We start from the raw sequence: 18,891 nt of genomic DNA on the forward strand, positions 1-18,891 counted from the left end.
TCGATGACACAGTTTGAAGAGGTTAAAGCATTTCATAAAAAGTTTGATGATCGTCAGCCTGAAGCTCCCACAGCCTTAAGTCAGGAAGAGGCACTGAGGCGAGCTAATTTTATTATGGAAGAAGTAGTGGAGTTATTGCATGCCAGTAGTCATAACAAGCCGACTTGTTTTTATGAATTAGTGGAGCAATTAAAAAAAGGAATGGACGAAACGGTTGTCAAGATAGAGAATCAGGCTAAAAAAATTGATAATCCTTTAGTCTCTCAGGCGGACGCACTAATTGATACACTTTATTTTACTTATGGAACATTTGTATTAATGGGAGTCCAACCGGCTCCTTTGTTTTCGATTGTCCACCAAGCTAATATGGGAAAATTATTTCCGGATGGACAACCACATTACCATCCTCTTACTGGAAAAGTACTAAAGCCCCAAAATTGGGAACATGATTTTGCCCCAGAAAAGAAGTTAGAACAAGAAATGACACGTCAGAGTCAAGTAGGAAAAACCTTAAAATAATATCTATTTTATAAAGGATAATACAAGGAGATATGTCTAAAAAAAGTTTGGTTCTCATTAGAATTAGTTAGTGATAGAAAGAACTAGCTATGTTATACTTGTAAGGAGATACTAAAATTGGCGACCTACAGTGCGTCGTTTAGCGTTGATAAAATAAAATAGCTTAGTTTATTCAATAAGCATGCAGATAATTGAATAGAAACTGGAGGTACTTTCATGAAATTAAGTCCAATTATATGGGGATTAATAGCAGTACTATTTTTAGTGGTAGGGTTATATCTGATCGCTTTGTTTACTAAAGGTAAAAATAAAGAGCAATTAGATGAACTGGAGACACGAAAGAAGGTATTGTTTGATTTATCAATTGGCTCAAAAGTTGAACGGATTAAAAAAATGACTTTGGCAGGTCAAAGTCAGGCTGCCTTCCAAGCCTTAGAAAAACGTTGGATAGCCATTTCTACTAATGATTATGCCACATTAGAACGTCAACTTTTTGAAGCAGAAAGCTTAAATAGTAAATTTAAATTTGGGAAAGTTAAAGTCTTACTAGCAGCAGCAACTAGTAAGATTAGCCAAATGGAAACTGAAGCAGCAAGTGTCAATGAAGGGTTAAAAGACTTAAGTGAAAGTGAAGATCGTAATAGTATCGACATTCAAGCAGCTTTGGATAAGTTCGAAGAATCAAAAGCAACACTGACTAAAAAGTCAGAACTGTTTGGTCCAGCAGCTGAGCCTTTGACGAAGCAAGTTGAGGCATTAGATGAACTTTTTAATCGATTTAAAGCATTAAACACTTCTGGTGACCCGATTGAAGCGGCAGTTGTTTTAGAAAAGGCCGAAAAAGATACTTGGGAATTAGTTACCTTAATGTCTGAAATTAAGCCACTCTTTAAAACATTATCTGAAGATTTTCCAGAACAGATCGATGATTTAGAACAAGGGTATAAAAAATTAGTCACTGAAAAATATAACTTTCCAAATATTGATATCCGTACTGAATTAACAAAAGTTAAATCAAAATTAGAAGCCACTACTGCTGAGTTGGAGAAATGTGAAACTAAAGTAATTGAAGAAAGTTGCGAGGGCATTACCAATCATATTGATCGATTATATCAGATAATGGAGAAAGAAATTGAGGCCAAAGCCTTTGTTGCTAAAAATCTTGTACCGATGCAAGAATTAATAGAACATTCTTTTCAAAATAATCATCAATTAGTGATTGAGGTAGATCATGTTGGGCAAAGCTATAGCCTAAATAATGATGAGATGGGTCGGGCACACGGCTTACAAGCTCATCTAGAAGAGATTAGAAAAGATTATGATCGTATTATTACTAATGCTAATAGCGAAAATGTAGTTTATAGCCAAATTCAAGAAGCAATCGAAGTTAATAATCGTATGTTAGATGTTATTCAAGATCAACAAGTATCACTAAATCAAGCCTTAATTACCTTACGAGATGGCGAGAAACTTGCTCAAGTTAAAATTGAAGAATTTGAATTTCGTTTAAGAAATACCAAGAGACGTGTTGATAAGCAACGTTTGCCTGGGATTCCTGATGGCTATATTGAGTTATTTCATGTGGTAACTGATCGGATTGAAGAGTTATCGCAAGAGTTAGAAGAGTTAATTATTGATATGGATGAAATCAATGAATTAGTTCAGCGCTGTGAAGCTGATTTAAAAATATTAGATGAAAAAACAGATGAATTAGTTGACAGTGCGGCTTTAACTGAGCAAATGCTACAATATGCTAATCGTTATCGCCTAACTCATACTGAGATAAGTGAAGCCTCTGAAAAAAGCTTATATCTGTTCAATCGTGAGTTTCGTTATAAGGAAGCTTTGGATGAAATTGGTGTCGCGTTGGAAAGCGTTGAGCCAGGGGCCTTCAAACGAATTGAATCTTTCTACTATAATGAAAAAAAATAAAGGTCTATTAAATCAAAGTTACTTGAGTAACTTTGGTTTTTTTGTTATGTAAACAAAGTAAGCTTGGTTGATATTCAGGTTAATAAAGACTATAATGTAAAGGATTCTTTAAAGATGACTGACTGATATAAGCTAGTTAAACTAAGATAAAGAAAAGGTGAATGAGATGATTTATTTTGATAATAGTGCAACAACAGCAATTCATCCAAGTGTGTTAGATACATATGTGAAAACGAGTCAACGTATTTTGGGTAACCCATCAAGCCTACATCAATTAGGAAGTCAGGCGACCCGTTTGATTACGCAATCACGCCAACAAATTGCTGAAAATCTGGGTGTAGACGCAGAAGAAATTTATTTTACAAGTGGCGGGACAGAAGGTGATAATTGGGTAATCAAAGGAACTGCTATGGAGAAAAAAGAATTTGGTAACCATATTATCATTTCAGCTATTGAGCATTCAGCTGTCTCTAAAGCAGCTGAGCAACTAACTAAATTTGGATTTGCTGTTAGTATTTTACCAGTTGATAAAAAAGGTCATGCTAAAGTGTCTGAATTAAAAAAATTAATTCGTAAAGAGACAATTTTAGTTTCAGTGATGGCTGTAAACAATGAAATTGGCTCAGTTCAACCAATTAAAGAAATAGGTGACGTTTTAAAGAACTATCCAACTATTCATTTTCATGTTGATGCAGTTCAAGCTCTAGGCAAAATTCCAACAGAGATGTATGTAACAGATCGGGTTGATTTTGCTACGTTTTCTTCACATAAATTTCATGGTCCTAAAGGGACAGGGTTTATTTATTGGCGCAAAGGGCGTCGCTTAGCACCCTTGTTAAATGGTGGGGGTCAAGAGGGAAATAAGCGTAGTGGCACAGAAAATGTCCCTGGTATTGTCGCGATGGCTAAAGCTGTTCGCTTACACGTGACTGACCAAGAGTTAAAAAATCGTCGTGAAGCGAATATTAAACAATATTTGATTGATTCATTAAGTCAGTATGATAAAGTGACCCTTTTCTCTGAGGATTCTGATGTATTTGCTCCACATATTTTATGTTTTGGTTTAAAAGGTATTAAGGGTGAAGTGTTAGTCCATGCTTTTGAGAAAAAAGACATTATCATTTCTACAACAAGTGCATGTTCGAGTAAAAGTAAAGTTGCTGGTGGAACTCTTCATGGGATGGGAATACCAGATGATATTGCGATTACTGCTGTGAGAGTAAGTTTAACAGCCGAATCTTCAATGGTTGAAGCGGAACAATTTATGATTGTTTTCAAACAATTACAAGAACAATTTTCAAAAATTAACGATTAGTCAGGAAGGTAACCGAATGAATTATACTGAAATTATGGTTCGCTATGGCGAACTGTCAACTAAGGGTAAAAACAAACGTATTTTTATCAGTTTATTAGCAACAAATATCAAAAAAGCTTTGCATGATTTTCCGAAAGTCAAGGTTCACGCCGACCGAGACCGTACTCATCTTATTTTAAATGGTGAAGATAGTAGTGGTGTGTTAGAAGCTTTAAAGCCAATTTTTGGTATTCAAAATTTTTCGCCTACTATCCGTGTCGAAAAAAATATGGATGTTATTTACAAAACAGCTGTTGAAATGGTTAAAAAAAACTATGCCGAAGGCAAAAGTTTTAAAGTCAATGCTCGTCGTTCAGATCATGAGTTTGAGATGGATACAAACGAATTGAATAGAGAAATTGGGTATCATGTGATTCAAGCTATCCCTGAGATTGAAGTGAAAATGAAACAACCTGATATTGCCTTACGTGTTGAAATACGAAAAGATGCTGCTTATTTATCATGCGAAACTATCTTAGGAGCCGGGGGACTACCAGTTGGCTCTAGTGGACGTGGGATGTTGATGTTGTCTGGTGGGATTGATTCACCTGTTGCTGGTTATCTGGCAATGAAACGTGGTGTGGAAATAGAAGCAGTTCATTTTCATAGTCCACCATATACAAGTCAACATGCTTTAGATAAAGCAAAAGATTTAACAGTTAAATTAGTTCCTTATGTTGGTAGTATTCAGTTTATTGAGGTGCCCTTTACAGAGATTCAAGAAGAAATTAAAAAAAATGTAGACGAGGGTTATCTTATGACGATTACCCGTCGTTTCATGATGCGTATTACAGATGAAATTCGTGAACAACGCAAAGGCTTAGCGATTATTAATGGGGAGTCATTAGGTCAAGTTGCCTCACAAACCTTGCATAGTATGATTGCGATTAATGATGTGACGGCGACACCTGTTATTCGCCCAGTTGTGGCAATGGATAAAAATGAAATCATTGAAGTAGCGGAAAGAATTGATACTTTTGAGTTGGCGATTCAACCGTTTGAAGATTGTTGTACCATTTTTGCGCCACCAAAACCAAAAACTAAGCCACGCTTAGATCGTGCTCAAGCACTGGAAGCTAAGTTAGATGTGGAAGGTTTAGTGGCTAGAGCTGTAGCAGGAATTACAATTACAGAAATCCAATCAGGTCAAACTTATCTTGAAGGAAAATCAGACGAATTTGATGATTTGTTATAAAAAGTTAGTAGAAAGTCCAGGTTTTATATACTTGGGCTTTTTATTTTGCGGTTAATTTCACAATCACATTGTTATTCTCGGCGTCCAGTGGTAGAATCAAAGTGTGAAGCTTTTAACAAGGAGTGAGATAAATGGAAAAGACAACAGACTGTAAAATCCCTAATGCAACTGCTAAACGCATTCCGTTGTATTATAGATATTTGAAGATGCTGGAAGAATCAAAAGTTGAACGCATTAAATCAAAAGATTTTAGCCAGTTAATTCAAGTACCTTCAGCAACGATACGCCGTGATTTTTCACATTTTGGTGAATTAGGGCGTAGTGGTTATGGCTATGATGTTAGTTATTTGATTGAAGTATTTAGTCATATTTTAAATACACAGGTCGAAAAGAGAATTGCCTTGATTGGTGCAGGAAACTTAGGGAAAGCTTTGGGTAAAAATAATTTTAGACGCAATGAAAACTTAACGATTGTCGCTGCTTTTGATAGTGATCCTGAGTTGATTGGAACAAAGATTAATAATGTTGAAATCTACAGTATGGATGACTTGGCTAGTATAGTAGCAAAAGAAGGTATTACTACGGCTATTTCAACTGTTCCAAGTAAACATTCACAAGGGGCAGTTGATAAGATGGTGGAAGCAGGCATCACAGCGATTCTAAACTTTTCACCTGGCCGTGTGAAAGTTCCTAAAAATGTCAAAATTCAATACATTGATTTGACAACAGAGTTACAAACTTTAATATATTTTGATGAAAATTTTTCATCTAATCAACAATTTAACTTTGCTAATAGTTAACAAGCGCGATTTTTGTTTTCTAATCTACTATTGCGTATACTGAGTTTGTAAGTACAAATAGAGAGGGGACATGAATTATGATGGAAGTAACATTAAAAGGTGACGTTGTTCAAGTAGAAGGAACTCAACCAGAGGTTGGGCAAGTCGCACCTGATTTTTCTTTGGTCAACTTAAGTAAAAAAATTGTTCAATTATCAGATTTAAAAGGACAACCAGTTGTTGTCAGTGTTGTACCTGATATTAATACAAGTGTTTGTCAATTACAGACAAAACGTTTTAATCAAGAAATGGCTAAACTGCCAGAGGTTCAATTTTTGACAATTTCTAATAACACTAAAGAAGAACAAGAGAATTGGTGTGCCGCCGAAGGTGTTGGTATGGAAATGTTACATGATACCGAATTAAAATTCGGGAAATTATATGGCCTACATATTCCGGCAATTGATAAATTAGCTCGTGCCATCTTTGTACTAGATGCTCAAGGAAAGATTATTTATCGTGAAATCACACCAGAAATTTCACAAGAACCTGACTATGATAAAGTGTTAGAAATTTTAAAATAGTACGAGTTGGAATTGACGTAGCTGGTGATACCGTGTAAAATATTGGCAAGACAGTGAATAAGAGGAGTAGCTTTATTAGACCATCTTTAGAGAAAAAATCCTAGGCTGAAAGATTTTGATGGAAATTAAAGTGAAGGTAGCTTATGAGTTGAATGGCTGAATGTAACAGTAAGTTATTCCGAGTCGTGATCGTTATATCACGTTTGAGAGGTAGTTAGTGAGCTAACTATAAATTAGGTGGTACCGCGTTTAGTCGCCCTAAAACACATTTCTGTGTTTTAGGGCTTTTTATTTTCACAAAAATATGTGGCAGTAGAGAAAGAGGGATGTTTATGTCAGAGGAAAAAAATTTAGCAACAAAATATCACCCCCAAGAAGTTGAAGCAGGGCGCTATGACAAATGGGTAAAAGAAAAACGTTTTGAGCCATCAGGAGATCCAGAAGCAACACCGTATTCAATAGTGATTCCGCCACCAAACGTAACAGGAAAACTACATTTAGGTCATGCGTGGGACACGACGCTACAAGATATCATTATTCGTCATAAACGTATGCAAGGGTATGACACGCTTTGGTTACCTGGTATGGATCATGCTGGTATTGCAACGCAAGCTAAGGTTGAAGAGAAATTGGCACAAGATGGAATTAGCCGCTATGACTTAGGACGAGAAAAATTCTTAGATAAAACATGGGAATGGAAAGAAGAATATGCTGGACATATTCGTGAGCAGTGGGGAAAAATTGGAATTTCAGTTGATTATGACCGTGAACGATTCACTCTTGATGAGGGTTTATCAGATGCTGTTCGTAAAGTCTTTGTGAAATTATATGAAAAGGATCTGATTTATCGCGGTGAGTATATTATTAACTGGGACCCTAAAGCGAAAACAGCTTTATCAGATATTGAAGTTATTCATAAGGATGTCGAAGGTGCTTTTTATCACATGAGCTACTTATTAGCTGATGGTAGTGGCAAGAGTGTTGAGATTGCTACAACACGTCCAGAAACAATGCTAGGTGATACGGCTGTAGCTGTTCATCCGGACGATGAACGTTATCAAGATTTAATTGGTAAAAACGTTATTCTACCATTAGTAAATAAAGAAATTCCTGTGGTAGCGGATGAGTACGTAGAAATGGACTTTGGAACAGGTGTTGTTAAAATAACGCCAGCCCATGACCCTAATGACTTTGAGGTTGGAAATCGTCATGATTTACCACGTGTCAATGTGATGAATGAAGATGGTACGATTAATAATCTTGGTGGTAAATATGAAGGAATGGATCGTTTTGCTGCACGTAAGGCAATTATTAGTGACTTGGACAAAGTGGGACGTTTAGTTAAAATCGAAAAAATGACGCATAGTGTAGGGCATTCTGAGCGTAGTGGAGTAGTTGTAGAACCGCGTTTGTCAACACAATGGTTTGTGAAGATGGATCCACTTGCCAAAAAAGCAATGGACAATCAAGCGACAGAGGATAAAGTTGAATTTTATCCGCCACGTTTTGAAAATACCTTTACTTCTTGGATGGAAAATGTCCACGATTGGTGTATTTCACGTCAATTATGGTGGGGACACCGTATTCCAGCTTGGTATCATAAAGAGACAGGTGAGATGTATGTAGGCGAAGAAGCACCAACAGACAGTGAAAATTGGAACCAAGATGAAGATGTTTTAGATACTTGGTTTAGCTCAGCCCTTTTCCCATTTTCAGGAATGGGTTGGCCGGACGAAGAAAATCCAGATTTTAAACGTTACTTCCCTAACTCAACTTTAGTTACTGGTTATGATATTATTTTCTTCTGGGTAAGTCGCATGATTTTCCAAAGTTTAGAATTCACTGATAAAGCTCCTTTTAAAAATGTCTTAATTCATGGCTTGATTCGTGCAGAAGACGGCCGTAAGATGAGTAAATCTTTAGGTAACGGGATTGACCCAATGGAAGTGGTTGAGAAATACGGAGCCGATGCTCTTCGTTGGTTCTTATCTACTGGTTCTACTCCAGGTCAAGATATGCGCTTTAGCTATGATAAGATGGATGCGGCTTGGAATTTTATCAACAAAATTTGGAATGCTAGTCGTTTTGTTCTGATGAATACTGAGGACTTTACTTATGAAGATATTAACTTAAATGGCCATAAAACAGTAGCCGATCGTTGGATTTTAACTCGTTTAAATGAAACAATCGAACGTGTGACTACCCAATTTGAAAAATTTGAATTTGGTGAAGCGGGTCGTCATTTATACAATTTCATCTGGGATGATTTCTGTGATTGGTATATTGAAATGAGTAAAGAAGTATTGTATGGTGAAAATGAAGCACAAAAACAAATGACTCGTAGCATTCTAGTTCATGTTTTAGATAACATTATGCGTCTGGTTCATCCAATTATGCCGTTTGTATCTGAAGCTATTTGGGAAAAAATCCCACATCAAGGGGATTCAATTGTCGTTGCACCGTACCCAACAGTCAATGCCGATTTTACTGATAAAAAAGCAGCGGAAGGCATGGAAATTTTAAAAGAGTTAATTCGTTCAGTTCGTAATAGTCGTTCTGAGGTAAACACACCGATGTCAAAAACAATTACTTTACTAATTAAAACAAATGATGTTGCAGCAGAAGAGTTCTTGAAAGAAAATATCAATTATATTGAACGTTTCTGTAACCCAGAAGAATTAGTGATTTCACCAACGATTGAAGCGCCAGAACTGGCTATGAGTGCAGTCATTACTGGAGCTGAACTGTATCTGCCATTAGCTGATTTGATTAACATTGAGGAAGAAATCATGCGCCTTGAAAAAGAGTTAGATAAATGGACGAAAGAAGTGAAGATGGTTCAAGGTAAATTATCAAATGAACGTTTTGTTTCCAATGCTCCAGAAGCAGTAGTTGCTGGTGAACGAGAAAAAGAAAAAGATTATCTTGAAAAACAAGCTGCTGTTAAGGAACGTATCGCCACGTTAAAAAAATAAGTGATATTAAAGGAGTAATGTCATGAATTATGAGCAAGCGATTGCCTGGATTCATGGCCGCCTACCTTTTGGTTTGCGTCCTGGATTGGCTAGAATAGAGGCGTTGCTTGAACTTGTCGGCAATCCTCAAGATAAATTAAAATTGGTTCATATTGGTGGGACCAATGGTAAAGGATCAACGGTTGCCTGTCTTAGACAGTTGTTAGAAGCGGAAGGGTTACGTGTCGGTACGTTTACGTCGCCCTTTATTGAAAGATTTAATGAGCGCTTATCAATTAATCACCAACCGATTAGTGATCAAGATTTAATCAACTTAGTTGAAAAATATCAGCCTTTAGTTGCTAAATTAGATCAAGATCCACTGCTACAAGGGATCACCGAGTTTGAAGTAATTACAGCAATGATGTTTGATTATTTCGTTGAGCAACAAGTTGAGATTGGAATCATTGAGGTTGGCTTAGGGGGATTATTAGACAGCACCAATGTTTTAACTCCTTTAGTTTCAGCAATTACGACATTGGGTCTTGATCATATGGATATTTTAGGTGACAGTTTGGAAGAAATCGCCGAGCAAAAAGCGGGGATTATAAAGACAGAGACCGAGGTCGTACTTGGTAATATTCCTAGTAAGGCTCTAGAAGTTATGATGAATCGCGCTCAGGAATTAGGCAGTCAAGTTTATTTATTTGGGCGAGATTTTACTGGTCTAGCTAACCAATCATTAGGGTTAATGGGGGAAAATTTTTGTTATGTTAGCGAAAAATTACGAAATATCGAACTAGTAATACCTCTTGTCGGGCAGCATCAGATTGAAAATGCCAGTTTAGCTATCAAAATCTATGAGTTATTAGCTCCTCATTTAAATTACCCTGTAAAAGCTGAGAAGATCGAAGCCTCTTTAAGGCAAGTTACCTGGCCTGGCCGAATGGAAGTCTTGAGTGAATCACCTTTAATTATGCTGGATGGTGCTCATAACGAACCTGCTTTGGTGCGGTTAGTTGCCAATCTTAAAGAATTGTTTCCGACGCAACAGGTGACGTTGTTATTTGCAGCGTTGACAACTAAAGATGTCAAAAAAATGTTAGAGATGTTAGCAACTGTTTCTAACAGTCAACTTGCCTTGACCACCTTTTCTTATCCAAAAGCCTACCAATTGGAAAATTATGTTAACGTAGTGCCGTCAAAAAAAGCAGTGATGGTCTCGGATTGGCAAGAATTTGTCAGTAACTTTAGAAAATCAGCACAAGAAAATGAGGTTTTAATTATTACTGGATCGCTATACTTTATCTCAGAAGTAAGAGCGTTTTTGTTAAAAGGAGAAGTGGAATAAATGGCATTAAAAGGTTTGATTTTTGACATGGATGGCTTATTATTAGATACAGAGAAACTGTATTGTAAGGCCAATTTAACTATTGCGCCTAAGTACGGTATCACAACTTATGATGAATCTTACTACATGAAATATGTTGGTACCTCAGATGAAGAATTGTATGAAGCCTATTATCAAGATTTTGCAGAATTTGGGCGTGAAAATATTGAGGGATTTATCAAGGAAGCCCACGAAGAAGTTAAGGCGTTGTTTTTGGCGGGTAAAGCGGAACTAAAGCCAGGCGCTATCGAGTTATTGGATTATTTGAAAGAACAAGAAATTCCTTGCGTTGTCGCTTCAAGTAATTTACGTAGTTTTATCACTATTCTATTAGATAAGGCAGGAATTACTTCTTATTTTTCGGGTGTCATCTCGGGCGAGGATGTCAAACGAGCCAAGCCGGACCCAGAAATTGTCGAAAAGGCAGCTTCTATGCTTCAGCTTGCACCTAAAGATTGCTTAATGTTAGAAGATTCTTTCAATGGTGTGATAGCTTCTAGTGAGGCAGGTGTTCCTGTTATCATGATTCCTGATTTATTACAACCAACTCCTGAAATTAAGGAGCGAACACTGGAAGTTTTCCCAAGTCTTTATGATGTGAAAAACTATTTAGCTGAATAATAAAAAAATAAAACTCCTTTTGCGTATCTTTTTAGTAAGAACGGTGAAAGGAGTTTTTTTGTGAAGGAAAAAGATAAGGAACTAACTAATTTAGTTCAAGTAGATCGACCAAGAGAGCGTTTAGTTAGTTCTGGTACAGCAGCTTTATCAGTGCAAGAACTATTGGCGATTGTTTTACGTAGTGGAACCAAGGAAGATAGTGTGATGCAATTGGCTAAAAAACTATTGGGCTGTTTTGATAGTCTCTATGATTTTAAACTGGCGAGTTTAGAGGAGTTACAGCAAACCAAAGGGATTGGTTTAGTGAAGGCGGTGGAGCTACAGGCTGTATTGGAGTTGGGGAGGAGACTAGCAAAGGAAAATCAGCAAAAATATGGAGAGGTTATTTCAAGTCGTAGTGTAGGATTATTATTGATAGAGGAGTTAAAGGATTTACGTCAGGAACATTTAGTAGCGCTTTATCTAAACAATAAGAATGAGATTATTAAACAAGAAACGCTCTTTATTGGTGGGTTGAATCAGGCGGTTGTACATCCAAGAGAAATTTTTAGTTACGCAGTTAAGTGCTGTGCCGCCAAGTTTATTATTGCTCATAATCACCGTGAGAAACGTTCGTGATTGAAAAGATTGCGCACGCTTCTTAGGGGGATAACAACTAACGTAGCGTGAACTCTTAAACTCACAGTTGAAATGAAAGGGTAACGCCTTGAAGCGACTGCTCTAATACTCCGACATGCTTTGGTTGTAAGTGTAGACGATTGAGGTGTGAATCTCGGTGAAGTCGGCTGAAAGGTATCGTCTGATAGGTAGTTTTTATCAACGAAATGGCTCTGTGATTAGAGTCTGTATCTGATAGGTCGGGAGTCGTAAAAAACTTAATAAGGTGAGAATGTGCCAGCGCACTGACAAACTATCGAATGAACTATCTGTAAGTGAGTAATGCTCAGAAATGAGTTAAAACTGACTGTTTGTCAGTTACGTTCTGTGGGCGAGTAGCTAGGGTGGTTCCGAAAGCACCATACACAGTTAGAGGCTGTGTGAAGGACGTCAGATAAAAGATAGCACCTAAGTTAAGAAGTGATAGGTTTATGGGAACGTTGAAAGCTATCAACATGGAGAGGACACTCTCTAAGAAGTGTTGTGGGGGAAAGTCATCAGATATAACACCACTTAATGATAGTGAGAGTAGAGGGATGAGCGGAGAAGTTTCTGTAATGGAGATGGAGCAATAGCCTCAAGTCGTTGAATCGTGATGTGTTTAACTCAGTTAGTAGCAGCTATTTTTATTTAAAGTTTAGCGAGACAGTGGGGGAGTTTCTTATTAAACTTGGGAAGTCAGTTGCTAAAGCGATATGCAAACAGGAAAATATGTCAAGATAACTGAGAAAAACTAGTGATTGAACGATGGAACGCCGTGTACGGTGAAAGCTGTACGCACGGTGTGGAGCGGGGGAAAAATTGGCGATAACGTCAAAAATTTACCTATCGCTATCATCAGGAAATATTGAACCATCAGCCAACGATATTGCTTTTACTAAACGTTTAGCAAGTTGTGGTCAATTGATGGGGATCGAATTATTAGATCATTTGGTGATTGGTGAGGATTATTATTGTAGCTTAAAAGAACGGAACCTTTTTTAGCAATCGTTTTACTTGCTTTTAATTCCGTCATGGGGTATTATGATATTGTAATACTAATTGGTAGTAACGTAGATGCTGTTCACATTTTGTAATGCAACACCTCTATCGTGACCATGCTAAGTTTTACAAATTTAAGTGCATTAAAAAAGCACGAGGAGGAAACACATTATGGAACAAGGTACAGTAAAATGGTTTAACGCAGAAAAAGGCTTCGGTTTCTTAGAACGCGCAGACAATGGTGGCGATGTATTCGTACATTTCTCAGCTATCCAAGGTGAAGGATTCAAATCTTTAGAAGAAGGTCAATCAGTTTCATTCGATATCGAAGAATCAGATCGTGGACCACAAGCTACTAACGTAGTTAAAAACTAATTATAACTATTAACCATACCCTTCCTTTAGAGGAAGGGTATTTTTGTTTATAAAAAATAAAAAACAGTCAAGCGTAAACTTGGCTGTTTTATCATTATTAATTAGCGGGCGCGGCTTTTGCGCATTGCTTTACGACGGTTATCATTTACCATATTTTCTTTTTCTTCCATTGGTTCAATGACAGTCTTTTTAACACCATACATCAGACCAGCTAAAGTTGCAACAGTAATAGTAGTACCAGTTACAAATCCAGATACAAATTTTTTCATCAACGTCACCTTCTCTTTAAGATTTATTTATACCCTCATTATCTAATAAAAGCTAAAAAAAAGCTAGCAAAAAGAAACTATCGCTTTCCTATAACTTTTCTTAATAAAATGCTAAAATAATAATGAATTGGAGGGATTTAGTATGACTAAAATTATTGCCCATCGTGGTAGCAAAGGAACACACCCAGAAAATACCTTGATTGCTTTTAGAGAAGCCATTGAGTGTGGCGCTGATGGCATTGAGTTAGATGTTCAGTTTACAAAAGATGGAGAACTGGTTGTGATTCATGATAATCAGGTCGATCGGACAACTAACGGGACTGGTGAAATAATAAGCTTTACGTTAAGAGAGTTAAAAATGTTAGATGCTGGGAGTTGGTTTAGTCCTGAGTTTAAAGATGAGCGTATTCCGACATTTTCCGAAGTTCTAGAGGTTCTTTTTCAGGACAATTTCAAAGGACTATTAAATATAGAATTAAAAACAGATGAAAAAGACTATCCAGGGATTGAAGAAGCTGTCTCAGACCTCTTGCACAAGCGAAATTGGCCCTTTACTTACATGTATTCTAGTTTTAACTTTGACTCCGTTGAACGTATGCATCAGTTAGAACCAACGATACCTCTGGCTTATATTATGGGAGATCAGCCTAGAAAAATTCGAAAAGCTGAAAAAATATCGTATTTAGAAGGGCTTCATCCTAAAGTTACTTGGGTGTTAAAAGAGCAAGATAATGTAAAAAAATCTTCTAAAAAACTACGACCTTGGACAGTCAATTCTGAGGATGATTTGGCTGTATGTTTTGAATTAGGTATTGAAGCCGTTCATACAGATTATCCTCGTAGAGCTTTGGCTTTACGAGCTAAAAATAAACAATTAACTAATGAGGAGTAAGCGAGTGAAGAAAGAAAAAGTATTGGTGATAGTTGGACCAACAGCGGTTGGGAAGACTGCACTAAGTATTGAGTTAGCAAAAAAGTATCAAGGCGAAATTATCAGTGGGGATTCACTACAAGTGTACCGTGGATTAGATATCGGAACTGCTAAGGCTACTCTAGAAGAACGCCAAGGTATTCCCCACCATTTACTAGATGTTTGCGATCTGGGGGACACTTATTCCGTTTCCGACTTCCAAGTAGCAGGACGTCAAAAAATTCAAGAAATTACAACTAGAGGAAAGCTGCCAATTGTTGTAGGGGGGACAGGTTTGTACATTCAAGCCTTACTCTTTGATTTTGAATTAGGTGGTAAAGAAGAAACAGCTTCTAATGAGACGTTAAGAAAAGAGTTGGCAGAGTATGGTGATAGATATGGACACTTACAGTTGTGGGAACGTCTCAATGAGCAAGATAGCGCCGCTGCGGCAGTTATTCATCCTAACAACGTGAAACGTGTAATGCGTGCCATCGAGGTATTTGAATTGACTGGCCAAAGTATTATGCAACAGAAACAGGTTGATTTCAAAGATTTAACTCAAGCTCTTTATGACGTTAAGTTAATTGCCCTTACGACTGAACGTGATAGGTTGTATCAACGGATCAATCAACGGGTTGATCTAATGGTAGAATGTGGCGTTTTGGAAGAAGCGAAAAAAGTCTATGAGTTTGGGAAATGTCAAGCGGAACAAGGGATTGGTTATAAAGAGTTTTATCCCTATTTTGAAGGGGAACAGCCTTTAGAGGCTGCCAGTGAACTTGTTAAGCAACAGTCTCGTCGTTATGCCAAAAGACAGTTAACGTGGTTTAGAAATCGAATGACAGCTTCTTGGTGGGACTTGGTTCAAGATCCCTCAAGTCAAAAAAGCTTAGAAGAGGAAGTCGAAGAGTGGCTATAAAAAAGGAGGCGTTTAGATGCTAAAAAAAGAAAGAGTGATCTTAGTTGGGGTTGAAACTGCAGATAACTATCAATATTTTAGTGAATCGATGGCAGAGTTAAAAAATTTAACCGAAACAGCCCAAGGAGAGGTTGTTTTTCAGTTATTACAAAAAAGACAAAATGTTGATCGTCAAACGATTATTGGGAAGGGAAAATTAGAAGAATTGGTTCAACTAGTTGATGCTCATGAAGCAGACATTGTTATTTTTAATCAAGAGCTAACTCCGAGACAAGGGACATTGATTACTGAAGCTGTAGGAGTTCGGGTGATTGATAGGGTGCAATTGATTTTAGATATTTTTGCTATGCGTGCTCAATCCAAGGCAGGTAAGTTACAAGTAGAGTTAGCTCAGCTAAACTATCTATTGCCACGTTTAGTTGGTCAAGGGTTAGTCTTATCACGTTTAGGTGGTGGGATTGGGACTCGTGGACCAGGTGAGACTAAACTTGAGACCGATCGTCGTCATATTCGTAATAAAATAACAAATATCAAAAGAGAATTAAAAGAAGTCACAGCTAGTCGTGAACGAAACCGTCAACAACGTCAAGAGTCAAATGTTTTTCAAATCGGATTGATTGGTTATACTAATGCTGGCAAGTCAACATTGTTAAACATGTTAACAGAGGCAAAAACTTATTCTGAGGATCAATTGTTTGCGACTTTAGACCCGTTAACTAAACAGTGGCAATTAACAGAAGGGTTTAAGGCAACCTTAACTGATACCGTTGGGTTTATTCAAGATTTGCCAACCCAATTGATTGAAGCCTTCCAATCAACCCTTGAAGAAAGTCGAACAATGGATTTATTACTACATGTTGTTGATGCTAGTTCAGAAGATCGTGACTTGCAGGAAAAAACAGTTTTAGGGCTAATAGAAGAGTTGGGTATGTCAGGTATTCCTGTTTTAACAGTCTATAATAAGATGGATCAAGTCTCAGAAGCTAGCTTTATACCAACTCTGTTTCCTAATATTCAGTTATCAGCTAAGAATCCAACAGATAAAGAAGAGCTAGAAGCTGGTATTCGCCAGATGTTGATGGAAATGTTTGAGCCATATGAAAAAACATTATCAGCAGATATGGGCTATCTTTTGATAAAATTGACGACTGACACACTGGTTGTTTCGCAAGAGTTTGTTGAAGAAACAGAGGAATACATTGTAAAAGGTTTCGCTCCAAAAAGTTCCCGTTGGCTAGAAGCAGAGGAAATAGCTGAATTTTAAATGGGAATAATGCAAGTGGTCGAGTTAGTATTTTTAGCATAGTTATCGTACTAAGTGTATTCGGATATTGATGGAAATTTCATTTCGGTAAGATAAAATGAGTGAGTTGATTGTTAATTAAAGGAGAGTGAAGGTTTCGATTTTTACGAGCTAGAAGATGATGGTTAAGTCTGACTGTCTCGATTTTTATGGTATTACATAAAATAATAAATTGGTAAACCTTTGGTATATATAGGTTTTGCAAGGTGAGGTATCAAAATAAAAAGTCTTGAATAAATTTCAAGATTTTTTATTTTTTTGTCTTTTTGATGTTAGGTTTCCTAACATCAGATGTTGACAGCCTTTTTTGAGATTGTTATTCTTAAACATGTCAATGGCGAGGAGAGATATTATGAGTGAGAAAGAGTTACGTAAATCTATGTCGGTTTTTCCAATTGGTACAGTTATAAAATTAACGGATTTAAGTGCTAGACAGATTAGATATTATGAAGCCCAAAAGTTGGTTACACCCAAAAGAACAGATGGGAATCAACGAACTTATTCATTAAATGATGTCGATCGCTTATTGGAGGTTAAAGATTGGTTAAAGGCTGGTTATGACATGGCGGGTATTCGTAGTATTTATCAAGAGAAGTCCGCTACAACTACTATTCAGTGGGAAGAGCATCGTTTGACTGATAACGATGTGAGACGCCTATTTTATGATGATATTTTGTCAGAAAGCCGTCTAGGAGCAACAACTCCTTTTAAGAGGAGCTAACAAATTTCAATTAAATGACAGAACGAGAGGGACGATAGGTATGGAAGAGATGTTAGATTTAGAAAGAATTGCTGAAATTAAAGAAATTGCTAAAAAAGAAAATGTCAGATTTTTACGTTTAATGTTCACTGATGTAATGGGGACAATTAAAAATGTTGAGGTTCCAGTTAGTCAGTTGGATAAGGTTTTGAGTAATAAAATGATGTTTGATGGTTCTTCAATTGAAGGCTTCGTTCGAATTGAAGAAAGTGATATGTATCTCTATCCAGATCTATCAACTTGGTTGATTTTCCCTTGGGAAAATGGGGAAGGATTAGTAGCACGTTTGATTTGTGATATTTATACTCCGGAAGGAAAACCCTTTGCAGGAGACCCTCGTGGTAACCTAAAGCGAGTAGTCGCTGAAATGAAAGAGTTAGGTTTTACTTCTTTCAATCTTGGACCAGAACCAGAGTTCTTTTTGTTCAAATTAGATGAGCAAGGTAAGCCGACGACGGAGTTAAATGATGCAGGTGGGTATTTTGATTTTTCCCCACAAGATTTAGGTGAAGATTGTCGTCGTGATATTGTGTTAGAATTAGAGAATTTAGGCTTTGAAGTAGAGGCATCCCATCATGAATGTGCCCCAGGTCAGCATGAAATTGATTTTAAATATGCTGATGTTATGGAAGCTTGTGATAATATTCAGACCTTTAAATTAGTTGTCAAGACAATTGCGAGACGTCACGGTTTACACGCGACTTTCATGCCAAAACCATTACATGGGATAGCTGGTTCAGGTATGCACTGTAATATGTCGTTGTTTAATGAAGATGGTAATGCTTTTTATGATGTCGAAGGTGAACGCGAGTTGAGCCAAACTGCCTACTATTTTCTAGGGGGCCTTTTAGAACATGCTCGGGCTTATACCGCGATTTGTAATCCTACGGTCAATTCATATAAACGATTGGTACCTGGCTTCGAGGCACCTGTCTATGTGGCTTGGAGTGGTCAAAATCGTTCTCCATTGGTACGTGTTCCAGCTTCAAGAGGTTTATCAACTCGTTTAGAGCTACGCTCAGTAGATCCGTCAGCCAATCCTTATTTAGCAATGGCTGTTTTGTTAGAAGCTGGTTTAGATGGTATTCGTAAACAAACAACACCACCTCAAGAAGTTAATCGTAATATATATGTAATGAATGAAGCCGAGCGTGAGGCAGCTCAAATTACCGATCTACCATCAACGCTACATAATGCTATTAAGGCAATGCGTCATGATGAAGTGATTAAAGGAGCCCTAGGTGAGCATATTCATGCTAATTTTGTTGAAGCCAAACGTTTAGAGTGGCATGCTTTCCGTCAGCAAGTTTCGGAGTGGGAAAGAGAACACTACCTAGAATTATTCTAATTAGCATAACGTATCATTAGTCCCCTTATAAGATGACC

The 18,891-nt window shown here is 37.2% G+C and carries 19 protein-coding genes and 1 other annotated feature; of the genes, 18 read left to right on the forward strand and 1 reads right to left on the reverse strand.

Features of this window, described 5'->3' with window-relative positions; all coding sequences use genetic code 11:
• Positions 1-3 precede the first annotated feature (3 nt).
• From OL234_RS03115 to OL234_RS03175, 13 genes are all read left to right on the forward strand, one after another.
• Positions 4-519: a pyrophosphohydrolase domain-containing protein gene (locus OL234_RS03115; RefSeq protein ID WP_275469716.1), complete on the forward strand. Its 516-nt coding sequence runs from the start codon at positions 4-6 to the stop codon at positions 517-519.
• A gap of 216 nt (positions 520-735) precedes the next feature.
• Positions 736-2,451, forward strand: coding sequence for a septation ring formation regulator EzrA (locus tag OL234_RS03120; protein WP_275469717.1), 1,716 nt, complete (start codon positions 736-738; stop codon positions 2,449-2,451).
• A 166-nt stretch (positions 2,452-2,617) separates the two neighbouring features.
• Positions 2,618-3,766, forward strand: coding sequence for a cysteine desulfurase family protein (locus tag OL234_RS03125; protein WP_275469718.1), 1,149 nt, complete (start codon positions 2,618-2,620; stop codon positions 3,764-3,766).
• 16 nt (positions 3,767-3,782) lie between these two features.
• On the forward strand, positions 3,783-5,000 hold the full coding sequence (thiI, locus tag OL234_RS03130) for a tRNA uracil 4-sulfurtransferase ThiI (protein ID WP_275469719.1): 1,218 nt from the start codon (positions 3,783-3,785) through the stop codon (positions 4,998-5,000).
• Between the two features lie 131 nt (positions 5,001-5,131).
• Complete coding sequence (locus tag OL234_RS03135; protein WP_275469720.1) at positions 5,132-5,800, forward strand: redox-sensing transcriptional repressor Rex; 669 nt, start codon at positions 5,132-5,134, stop codon at positions 5,798-5,800.
• Positions 5,801-5,880: 80 nt separating this feature from the next.
• Positions 5,881-6,363: a thiol peroxidase gene (gene tpx, locus OL234_RS03140; RefSeq protein WP_275470105.1), complete on the forward strand. Its 483-nt coding sequence runs from the start codon at positions 5,881-5,883 to the stop codon at positions 6,361-6,363.
• Between the two features lie 44 nt (positions 6,364-6,407).
• Positions 6,408-6,627: a binding site (T-box leader), on the forward strand.
• Positions 6,628-6,695: 68 nt separating this feature from the next.
• Positions 6,696-9,338, forward strand: a complete 2,643-nt coding sequence (locus OL234_RS03145; RefSeq protein WP_275469721.1) for a valine--tRNA ligase — start codon at positions 6,696-6,698, stop codon at positions 9,336-9,338.
• Positions 9,339-9,360: 22 nt separating this feature from the next.
• On the forward strand, positions 9,361-10,668 hold the full coding sequence (locus tag OL234_RS03150; protein WP_275469722.1) for a bifunctional folylpolyglutamate synthase/dihydrofolate synthase: 1,308 nt from the start codon (positions 9,361-9,363) through the stop codon (positions 10,666-10,668).
• Positions 10,669-11,328: an HAD family hydrolase gene (locus OL234_RS03155; protein WP_275469723.1), complete on the forward strand. Its 660-nt coding sequence runs from the start codon at positions 10,669-10,671 to the stop codon at positions 11,326-11,328.
• A 60-nt stretch (positions 11,329-11,388) separates the two neighbouring features.
• Positions 11,389-11,946, forward strand: a complete 558-nt coding sequence (radC, locus tag OL234_RS03160) for a RadC family protein (protein WP_275469724.1) — start codon at positions 11,389-11,391, stop codon at positions 11,944-11,946.
• A gap of 470 nt (positions 11,947-12,416) precedes the next feature.
• Positions 12,417-12,560, forward strand: a complete 144-nt coding sequence (locus OL234_RS03165; RefSeq protein WP_275469725.1) for a hypothetical protein — start codon at positions 12,417-12,419, stop codon at positions 12,558-12,560.
• A 226-nt stretch (positions 12,561-12,786) separates the two neighbouring features.
• Positions 12,787-12,969 (forward strand): JAB domain-containing protein, encoded by a 183-nt coding sequence (locus tag OL234_RS03170; protein WP_275469726.1) that lies wholly within the window; start codon positions 12,787-12,789, stop codon positions 12,967-12,969.
• A gap of 168 nt (positions 12,970-13,137) precedes the next feature.
• Positions 13,138-13,341, forward strand: a complete 204-nt coding sequence (locus OL234_RS03175) for a cold-shock protein (protein WP_275469727.1) — start codon at positions 13,138-13,140, stop codon at positions 13,339-13,341.
• Between the two features lie 101 nt (positions 13,342-13,442).
• Here OL234_RS03175 and OL234_RS03180 read toward each other — a convergent pair whose 3' ends face one another.
• Complete coding sequence (locus OL234_RS03180; protein WP_275469728.1) at positions 13,443-13,610, reverse strand: DUF3042 family protein; 168 nt, start codon at positions 13,608-13,610, stop codon at positions 13,443-13,445.
• A gap of 142 nt (positions 13,611-13,752) precedes the next feature.
• Between OL234_RS03180 and OL234_RS03185 the strand changes: the two genes are divergently transcribed.
• The 5 genes from OL234_RS03185 to glnA all read left to right on the forward strand — a co-directional run bounded on the left by OL234_RS03185 (position 13,753) and on the right by glnA (position 18,853).
• Positions 13,753-14,502, forward strand: coding sequence for a glycerophosphodiester phosphodiesterase (locus OL234_RS03185; protein WP_275469729.1), 750 nt, complete (start codon positions 13,753-13,755; stop codon positions 14,500-14,502).
• Complete coding sequence (miaA, locus tag OL234_RS03190; protein WP_275469730.1) at positions 14,492-15,442, forward strand: tRNA (adenosine(37)-N6)-dimethylallyltransferase MiaA; 951 nt, start codon at positions 14,492-14,494, stop codon at positions 15,440-15,442. The genes OL234_RS03185 and miaA overlap by 11 nt, the downstream gene beginning before the upstream one ends.
• A gap of 16 nt (positions 15,443-15,458) precedes the next feature.
• The gene (hflX, locus tag OL234_RS03195; protein WP_275469731.1) at positions 15,459-16,706 is read left to right on the forward strand and encodes a GTPase HflX; all 1,248 of its coding nucleotides are present in this window, start codon (positions 15,459-15,461) and stop codon (positions 16,704-16,706) included.
• Between the two features lie 391 nt (positions 16,707-17,097).
• Entirely contained in the window at positions 17,098-17,466 is a 369-nt protein-coding gene (locus tag OL234_RS03200; RefSeq protein WP_275469732.1) for a MerR family transcriptional regulator, read from the forward strand.
• Positions 17,467-17,515: 49 nt separating this feature from the next.
• Positions 17,516-18,853, forward strand: coding sequence for a type I glutamate--ammonia ligase (gene glnA, locus OL234_RS03205; protein WP_275470106.1), 1,338 nt, complete (start codon positions 17,516-17,518; stop codon positions 18,851-18,853).
• The last annotated feature ends 38 nt before the right edge of the window (positions 18,854-18,891 follow it).

The sequence above is a fragment of the Vagococcus intermedius genome, from assembly GCF_029144185.1.
Taxonomy (GTDB): Bacteria; Bacillota; Bacilli; order Lactobacillales; family Vagococcaceae; genus Vagococcus_D; species Vagococcus_D intermedius.

Coding starts and splice junctions, on each gene's coding strand:
- OL234_RS03120 (WP_275469717.1), top strand. CDS start 736: ATGAAATTAAGTCCAATTATATGGGGATTAATAGCAGTACTATTTTTA.
- glnA (WP_275470106.1), top strand. CDS start 17,516: ATGTTAGATTTAGAAAGAATTGCTGAAATTAAAGAAATTGCTAAAAAA.
- OL234_RS03135 (WP_275469720.1), top strand. CDS start 5,132: ATGGAAAAGACAACAGACTGTAAAATCCCTAATGCAACTGCTAAACGC.
- OL234_RS03155 (WP_275469723.1), top strand. CDS start 10,669: ATGGCATTAAAAGGTTTGATTTTTGACATGGATGGCTTATTATTAGAT.
- OL234_RS03165 (WP_275469725.1), top strand. CDS start 12,417: ATGGGAACGTTGAAAGCTATCAACATGGAGAGGACACTCTCTAAGAAG.
- OL234_RS03185 (WP_275469729.1), top strand. CDS start 13,753: ATGACTAAAATTATTGCCCATCGTGGTAGCAAAGGAACACACCCAGAA.
- OL234_RS03145 (WP_275469721.1), top strand. CDS start 6,696: ATGTCAGAGGAAAAAAATTTAGCAACAAAATATCACCCCCAAGAAGTT.
- OL234_RS03125 (WP_275469718.1), top strand. CDS start 2,618: ATGATTTATTTTGATAATAGTGCAACAACAGCAATTCATCCAAGTGTG.
- OL234_RS03175 (WP_275469727.1), top strand. CDS start 13,138: ATGGAACAAGGTACAGTAAAATGGTTTAACGCAGAAAAAGGCTTCGGT.
- miaA (WP_275469730.1), top strand. CDS start 14,492: ATGAGGAGTAAGCGAGTGAAGAAAGAAAAAGTATTGGTGATAGTTGGA.
- OL234_RS03150 (WP_275469722.1), top strand. CDS start 9,361: ATGAATTATGAGCAAGCGATTGCCTGGATTCATGGCCGCCTACCTTTT.
- tpx (WP_275470105.1), top strand. CDS start 5,881: ATGGAAGTAACATTAAAAGGTGACGTTGTTCAAGTAGAAGGAACTCAA.
- hflX (WP_275469731.1), top strand. CDS start 15,459: ATGCTAAAAAAAGAAAGAGTGATCTTAGTTGGGGTTGAAACTGCAGAT.
- thiI (WP_275469719.1), top strand. CDS start 3,783: ATGAATTATACTGAAATTATGGTTCGCTATGGCGAACTGTCAACTAAG.
- OL234_RS03115 (WP_275469716.1), top strand. CDS start 4: ATGACACAGTTTGAAGAGGTTAAAGCATTTCATAAAAAGTTTGATGAT.
- OL234_RS03180 (WP_275469728.1), bottom strand. CDS start 13,610: ATGAAAAAATTTGTATCTGGATTTGTAACTGGTACTACTATTACTGTT.
- OL234_RS03200 (WP_275469732.1), top strand. CDS start 17,098: ATGAGTGAGAAAGAGTTACGTAAATCTATGTCGGTTTTTCCAATTGGT.